Below are 7,141 nucleotides of genomic sequence, written 5' to 3'. Positions count from 1 at the left end.
GTCTCCGCCAGGGCCCGCCACTCCGCCCAGGGCGCGGCGGCGGCGGGATCGAGCAGCACGGCCCGGCCATAGGCCTCCAGCGCGGCGGCGGCCTCGCCCCGCAGCTTCTCGGCATGGCCGATCTGCAGCGCGATGTCGGCCTCGCCGGGGCGCTGCGCCGCCGCCGCGCGGTAGAGCGCCAGGGCCTCCCCGACGCGCCCGGCCTCCTTCAGGCAATGCGCCTGCTGCACCCGCATGCCGGCATCCTCCGGGCGCAGCTCCAGGAAGGCGGCATAGGCCGCGGCGGCGCGCAGCCAGTCGCGGCGGTCGCGCAGACCGTCCGCCTCGCGCCGCAAAGCCTCCGCCGGATCCTGGATCATGCTGCCCTCATGAAAACGCGCTTGCGATGCAGCATAACTCTTCGCCTATGAGCAATAAACCGTTAGGGTTTTGCTATGACCGCTCGCATCGCCATCGATGGATACAACCTCGCCCTCGATAAGGGCACGGGTGTCGCGACCTATGCGCGAAACCTCAGCTTTCGCCTGGGCGCGCTGGGCGCCGAGGTGGACGTGCTCTATGGCACCCGCGCCAGCCCGAGCCGCAACGAGCTGATCCGCGAGATCGCCTTCTTCGATGACCGGGTCGGCGACACCGAGCGCTGGCTGCGCTGGGTCCGCGCCACCCGCCGCACCCTGATGGGCCCCTTCGGCGAGGTGGCCACCCGCGTGCCGATCACCGGCCGGGTGGTATCCAACACCTTCGAGGCGCGGATGCCGCATTTCGACCGGCTGTGGAATGTCGAGAACGGCTTCACCATGGCCGCCAACTACTACAAGTGGTACAAGCGCCGGCTCAAGGTCTGGATGCCGCGCAGCCCGCAGGTGATGCACTGGACCTACCCGATCCCGATGCGGATCCCGGGCGCCCGCAACATCTACACCCTGCACGACCTGGTGCCGCTGCGCCTGCCCTTCACCACGCTGGACAACAAGCGCCGCTACTTCCGGCTGAACCGCCTGCTGGTGAAGAAGGCCGACCATATCATCACCGTCAGCGAGGCCAGCCGGCGCGACATCATCACCCTGCTGGGCGCCAGGCCGGAGCAGGTGACCAACACCTACCAGTCGGTCGAGATCCCCCGCAAGTTCGCCGAGAAGCCGCTGTCCGAGGCGCAGGACGAGATCCGCGGCAGCTTCGGGCTGGAGTGGAAGAACTACTTCCTGTTCTTCGGCGCCATCGAGCCGAAGAAGAATGTGGGCCGGATGATCGAGGCCTTCCTCGCCGCCGACACCGACCTGCCGCTGGTCATCGTCGGCAAGCAGGCCTGGAAGAGCGAGGAGGAGCTGCGCCTCCTGTTCGACGACCACATCCGCTACCAGGTGCAGGAGGGCAGCATCCTGCGCACGAAGCGCAAGATCGTGCTGCTCGACTACGCGCCCTTCCGCCTGCTGGTCTCGCTGGTGCGCGGCGCCAAGGCGGCGCTGTTCCCCTCGCTCTACGAGGGCTTCGGCCTGCCGGCGCTGGAGGCGATGAAGCTCGGCACGCCGGTGATGACCTCCAACACCTCCTCGCTCCCCGAAGTGGTGGGCGAGGCGGCGATCACCGTCGATCCCTATGACGTGCGGGCCATGGTCGAGGCGATCCGCGCGCTGGACCGCGACGCCGACCTGCGCGGCTGGCTGGAGCAGGCCGGGCCGAGGCGCGCGGCGGTGTTCAGCAACGAGGCCTATGAGCGGCGCCTGGCCGAGGTCTATGCGCGGATGGGGGTGAAGCTCGACCGGCCTCCCGCGCCGCCGGTCCGGGCACCGGAGGCCGAGGCGGAGGCCGTGGCGGCGGAGTGAGCCGCGCCGGCCGCTTCCCGCGGATCTAGATCCCCTGGCCGGCGAGCTCCGGAGCGGGCCGCGCCCCCTCCGCTCCCGCCTCCCCTCCGGCCCCCAGGCGCACCACCCGCCCCGCCACCTTCTCCGCCAGGGCCGCCTCATGCGTCACCACCAGCAGGGCGGTGCCGCGCTCGGCCGCGGCCTCGCCGAGCAGCGCCATCACCTCCTGCTGCATCAGCGGGTCGAGGCGCGAGGTGGCCTCGTCGGCGAAGAGCAGGGCGGGCTCCAGCAGCAGCGCCCGCAACAGGCCGAAGCGCTGCAACTCGCCGCCCGAGACCTCCGAAGGGCGCCGCGCCAGCAGCGCGGGCGCCAGCCGCAGCCGGGGCAGCAGCGCCGCCACCCCGCCCGCCGCCAGCCCATGCCGGCGGCACAGCTCCGCCAGGCCCTGGCCCAGCGGCTGGCTTGGCGCGAAGGCCGCCAGCGGGTCCTGGTAGAGCTTCTGCAGACCGAGCGGCCCCACCTGGCCGCCCTGCCGCACCATCCCGGCATCGGGCCGCGCCAGGCCGAGCAGCAGGTTGCCCAGCGTGGTCTTGCCGCAGCCGCTGCGCCCGGCGATGGCCACCACCTCGCCCTCGCCCACCGTCAGGTCCAGCCCGCCGAACAGCTCCCGGCCGCCCAGCCGCTTGCCGAGACCGCGCGCCTCCACCACCATCCGTCCCGCGGCGCGGCGCGGCCAGGGCGCCCAGCGCGACGGCTCGGCGCCGACCAGCCGCCGGGTGTAGTCGTGGCGCGGCGCCTCCAGCAGGTCCGGCAGGGGGCCCTCCTCGATGACCTCGCCCGCCAGCATCACCATCGCCCGCCCCCCCAGCAGGCGGGCCAGCGCCACGTCATGCGTGATGACCAGCAGCATCCGCCCGGCCTCCGCCTCGGCCCGCAGCAGGCGCCCGGCGGTGTCGCGCAGGTCGGCGTCCAGCCCCTTGGTCGGCTCGTCGGCGATCAGCAGATCGGCCCCGGCCGCCTCGGTCGCCGCCAGCGCCACGCGCTGGTTCATGCCGCCCGAGAGCTGGAAGGGGTAGCGCCCGCCGGCCCCCTCCAGCCCGAGATGGCGGAAGCGCGCGGCGGTCCGTCGCCGGGCCTCGGCGGCGGGGTGGCCATGCACCAGCCGGTCCACCTCCTCGACCTGCGGCGCGGCGCGCATGGCGGGATCGAGCGCCGCCCAGGGCTCCTGCGGCAGCATGGCGATGCACCGCCCCCAGAGCGCCCGGCGCTCGCGCGGCGGCAGCGGCAGGAGGTCCCGCCCCGCCAGCACGATCCGCCCCTCCGCGCGGAGGCCGGGCGGCAGCGCGCCCATCACCGCCTGGGCCAGCAGCGACTTGCCCGAGCCGGTCTCGCCCAGCAGCACCAGCGGCTCACCCGGGCGCAGCGTGAAGCCGGCCCCGCGCACCAGCACCCCCTCGGGGCCGGTGATCCGGAGGTCCTCGACGATCAGTCCCATCGGCGCGGTCATGCCCGTTCGCGCCCGGCCAGCAGGTGCAGGCCGAGCACCGTCAGGAAGATCAGCATCCCCGGCAGCAGCAGGGCGAGCGGCGCCTCGGCATGGTAGGGCAGCAGCTCGGTCATCATGCTGCCCCATTCCGGCACCGGTGGCCGGGCGGCGACGCCGATGAAGGCCAGCGCGGCGATGGTGGTGACGGCGGTGCCAGCGGCGAAGGCGAAGAGCGTGGCGGCCAGCGGCGCCACCTCGGGCCAGAGATGCCGGCGCAGGATGTGCCAGCGGCCGAAGCCGAGCAGCCGTGCCGCCTCCACCTGCGGCCGCGCCAGCACGCCGGCCGCCGTGTTGCGGCTGATGCGGAAGAACTCCACCCAGAGGGCGAGCGCGAGGCCGAGATAGAGCGGCAGGAACGCGCCGGGGGCGAAGGCCGTGACCAGCACCACCAGCAGCAGCGCCGGCAGGGCCTGCACGGCATCGGCGAGGCCGAGCAGCAGCCGCTCCGTCCAGCCGCCGCTGAGCGCCGCCAGCAGGCCGAGCAGCGTGCCCGGCACGGCGGCGGCCAGCGCCGCCAGCAGCGCGAAGCCGAAGGAGAGCCGCGCCCCGGCGGCCAGCCGCGCCAGCAGATCCCGCCCCAGATGATCGGTGCCGAGGGGATGGGCGCCCCCCGGCGGCAGCAGCGCGTCGGAGAGGTTCTGGCGCAGCGGATCGGCGCCGTGCAGCGGGCCGAGCAGGGCGAAGGCGGCGACGGCCGCGAGCATCAGCCCGCCCGCCAGCCTCTTGCGGGAGAGCCTCATGCGTGGCGCCGCCGCGGGTCCAGCGCCCAGCAGGCGAGGTCGGTCAGCGCGTTCAGCGTCACGAAGAGCAGCCCCATGGCCAGCGCCGTGCCCTGCACTATCGGGATGTCGCGCCCCAGCACGGCATGCACCAGCGCATGGCCGATGCCGGGCCAGGCAAAGAGAGACTCCACCACCACCACCCCTTCGATCAGCACCACCAGCTGCAATCCGAGATAGGCCACCACCGGAATGGCGGCGTTGCGCGCGCCGTGCCGGTGGAAGGCGGCGGCGTCGGACAGGCCCTTCATCCGCGCGAAGCCGAAGAAGGGCGAGGCCACCACCCCCGCCACCGCGTCCCGCGTCACCCGGGACGAGGCGGCGGCCAGGCCGAGCGCCAGGGTCAGGGCCGGCAGCACCACCTCGCGCCAGCCGCCCACGCCCGCCACCGGCAGCCAATCCCAGGACACGCCCAGCCAGAGCATCAGCCCGATGCCGATGACAAAGGCCGGCAGGGCGCGCAGCGCCGCCGAGGCGGCCAGCAGCGCGCCATCCCACCCGCCGCCGGCACGCAGCCCGGCCAGCGCGCCGAGCGGCGGCCCGATCAGCAGCGAGAGCAGCAGCGCCGCGACCGAGAGCAGCAGGGTATGGCCAAGCTGGACGGCGAGCGCGTCCGTCACCGCCTCGCCCGAGGCCAGCGAGGTCCCGAGGTCGAGGCGCGCCAGATCGGTGAACCAGGCGCCGAGCTGCGCGATCCAGGGCCGCTCCAGCCCCAGCTCCCGCCGCACCGCCTCGGCCGCGGCGCTGTCCACCAGGTCGTAGCCGTAGCGGCTGGCGGCGATGCGGTAGGCCATGTCGCCCGGCAGCAGCCGCACCATCAGGAAGCAGGCGGTGCCGACCAGCAGCGCCACCAGCACGGCCTGGGCGGCGCGCCCGGCGAGCAGCCGGATCAGCGCGCCCATGTCGCGCCCGCCACGCGGTAGGACAGCTCCAGGGGGTCGATCGAGAGGCCGCGCACCTGCCGCGAGACGGCGGTGGCCAGGTCGAACCAGCTGACCGGGATGACCGGCATCTCCTCCTGCAGAATGGCCGAGGCGCGGCCGCGCAGCGCGGCGCGCTCGGCCGGGTCGGCCGTCTCGCCGAGCCGCTCCAGCACGCCGTTCAGCGCCTCGCTGGACCAGCCCATGGCGCCCCAGTCGCCGCCCCGCGGCCCGTAATCCTGCAGCATGGTGCCCAGCGGGTCCGGCACCAGGGAGAAGTTGCGCGCCATCAGCGCCGCCTCCAGCGTGCCGTCCCGGTGCCCGGCCGGGATCTCGCCGCTGTTGACGATGGCGACCTTCATCTCGACGCCGATCTCCCGCAGCTGCGCCTGCATGGCGGTGGCGAGCCCCGGCAGCTCCGGCCGGTCCGAGAAGGTGCGGAGCGTGAAGGAGAAGGGCTTCCCCTCCCGCACCAGCAGCCCCTCGGCGCCGGGCTGCCAGCCCAGCTCCGCCAGCAGCCGCCGCGCCTCCGGCAGGTCCCGCCGCAGCGGCGGCAGGCCGGGCACATGCCACTCCGCCAGGGCCGGGGGAAAGAGCTGGGTCGCCATCGAGGCGGGCGAGCGCAGCAGCGCCGCCGCCATCCCCTGGCGGTCCAGTGCGAGGGAGAGGGCGCGGCGGGCGCGGACGTCGCGAAACAGCGGCAGGCCGCAGTTGAGCTTGATCAGCCGGGTGCGCGGAATGGCGCGGGTGTCGATGGCGAGCCGCGGGTTGCGGCGCAGCCGCTCCACCGTCTCGGGGGCAAGCTGCGCCACCAGCTCGGCCTGCCCGCCCTCGGCCATGGCCGCCCTGGTCTCGCCCCGACCCGCCGCCAGGTAGGAGACCCGCGCGATGGCCGGCGCCGCTCCGTCCCAGTGCGCCGAGCGCCCGGCCTCCAGGCGTTGCGGCAGCAGCAGGCGCGTCACCTGGTAGGGGCCGCTGCCGATCACGGCGCGCACCGCGCCGCCCTCGAAGGCGGCGGGGGCCAGGATGCCGGCGCTGTAATGCGCCAGGAAGGCGAGCAGCGGGGAGAAGGGCCGGGTGGTGCGGAGGACCACCTCGCCCGGCTCGCCCGGCTCGATCGCCGCGATCGGCAGATTGCCCAGCAGCCCGCCCTGCTCCCGGGCGCGGCGCAGCGCGGCGGCCACCGCGGCGGCGTCCACCGGCGTGCCGTCATGGAAGCGGGCGCCCGGCCGCAGCCGGAAGCGCCAGATGAGCCGGTCCTGCGACAGATCCCAGCCCCGCGCCAGGCCCGGCACCGGCAGGCCGCCGTCGTCGGCGCCGACCAGCGTCTCCACCACCTGCATGCGCTGGAAGACATAGCCGGAACGTGCCGGCTCCAGCCCGTTGATCTCGTTCGAGGTGACGACCCGGAAGAGATCGGCGGCGGGCTGGGCGCGGAGCGGGCGCGCCAGCAGCGGCAGGCCCGCTGCGGTGAGCAGGCCGAGGGAACGGCGGGAAAGCGGAGCGGCTGTCATGGCGCAGCCTTGTGCATGAAACGTTATAACGGTTCAAGTGGGCTTGTGCCGACGAGGATCCCGGCCAGGGCGTCCATCACCCGCCTGCTCCGTGCCCGGCCGTCGCGGCTACGCCGCCCGCAGGCACAGCAGCCGCGCCGCGCCGTGCTCCCGCTCCGCCAGCACCGTGAAGCCGGGCGGCTCCGGCGCCTCCTCCCGCCCGGTCTCGGCGACGACCAGCGCCCCGGGCGCGATCCAGCCGGCCGCGCCCAGCGCCGCCAGGGCGCGCGGCACCAGCGCCTGGCCATAGGGCGGGTCGAGGAAGACCAGGCCGCAGGCGCAGGGCGCGCGCGGCGGGGGGGTGGCGGCGCCGGGCCGGATGCGGGCCCGCTCCGCCTCGCGGCAGGCGGTGATGTTCGCCCGCAGCACGCCCAGCGCCACGCGGTCCCGCTCGATGAAATGCGCCGCCGCCGCGCCGCGCGAGAGCGCCTCCAGCCCCAGCGCCCCGGTGCCGGCGAAGGCATCCAGCACGACGGCCTCCTCGATGGCGCCGCGCCCGGCCCAGGGCGCGTGCCAGAGCATGTCGAACAGCGCCTGCCGC

At 74.7% G+C, this 7,141-nt stretch carries 7 protein-coding genes; 1 reads left to right on the top strand and 6 read right to left on the bottom strand.

What is annotated here, in order from left to right; translation table 11 throughout:
* Window positions 1-359: hypothetical protein (locus ACVMLK_RS18755; protein ID WP_457487263.1), on the bottom strand; the 359-nt coding region annotated here is incomplete at its 3' end.
* A 75-nt stretch (window positions 360-434) separates the two neighbouring features.
* On the opposite strand from ACVMLK_RS18755, the gene ACVMLK_RS18750 reads away from it, so the two are divergent.
* Complete coding sequence (locus tag ACVMLK_RS18750; RefSeq protein ID WP_457487262.1) at window positions 435-1,823, top strand: glycosyltransferase family 4 protein; 1,389 nt, start codon at window positions 435-437, stop codon at window positions 1,821-1,823.
* Between the two features lie 25 nt (window positions 1,824-1,848).
* Here the strand turns inward: ACVMLK_RS18750 and ACVMLK_RS18745 are convergent, their stop codons facing one another.
* The 5 genes from ACVMLK_RS18745 to ACVMLK_RS18725 form a co-directional block, all read right to left on the bottom strand.
* A complete protein-coding gene (locus tag ACVMLK_RS18745) occupies window positions 1,849-3,309 on the bottom strand; it encodes an ABC transporter ATP-binding protein (protein ID WP_457487261.1) in 1,461 nt (486 codons plus the stop codon).
* On the bottom strand, window positions 3,306-4,088 hold the full coding sequence (locus ACVMLK_RS18740; protein WP_198365172.1) for an ABC transporter permease: 783 nt from the start codon (window positions 4,086-4,088) through the stop codon (window positions 3,306-3,308). Before ACVMLK_RS18740 ends, ACVMLK_RS18745 begins: the two co-directional genes overlap by 4 nt.
* Window positions 4,085-5,029 carry an ABC transporter permease gene (locus tag ACVMLK_RS18735; protein WP_457487260.1) on the bottom strand — a complete coding sequence of 315 codons (945 nt, stop codon included), beginning with the start codon at window positions 5,027-5,029 and terminating at the stop codon, window positions 4,085-4,087. The genes ACVMLK_RS18740 and ACVMLK_RS18735 overlap by 4 nt, the downstream gene beginning before the upstream one ends.
* On the bottom strand, window positions 5,017-6,561 hold the full coding sequence (locus ACVMLK_RS18730) for an ABC transporter substrate-binding protein (RefSeq protein ID WP_457487259.1): 1,545 nt from the start codon (window positions 6,559-6,561) through the stop codon (window positions 5,017-5,019). The genes ACVMLK_RS18735 and ACVMLK_RS18730 overlap by 13 nt, the downstream gene beginning before the upstream one ends.
* Window positions 6,562-6,669: 108 nt before the next feature.
* Window positions 6,670-7,141: RsmD family RNA methyltransferase (locus tag ACVMLK_RS18725; protein WP_457487258.1), on the bottom strand; the 472-nt coding region annotated here is incomplete at its 5' end.

The sequence above is a fragment of the Teichococcus aerofrigidensis genome (genome assembly GCF_054073225.1).
The sequence above is the reverse complement of the archived record's forward strand: the minus strand, read 5'-3'. Positions and strand labels throughout refer to the sequence as shown.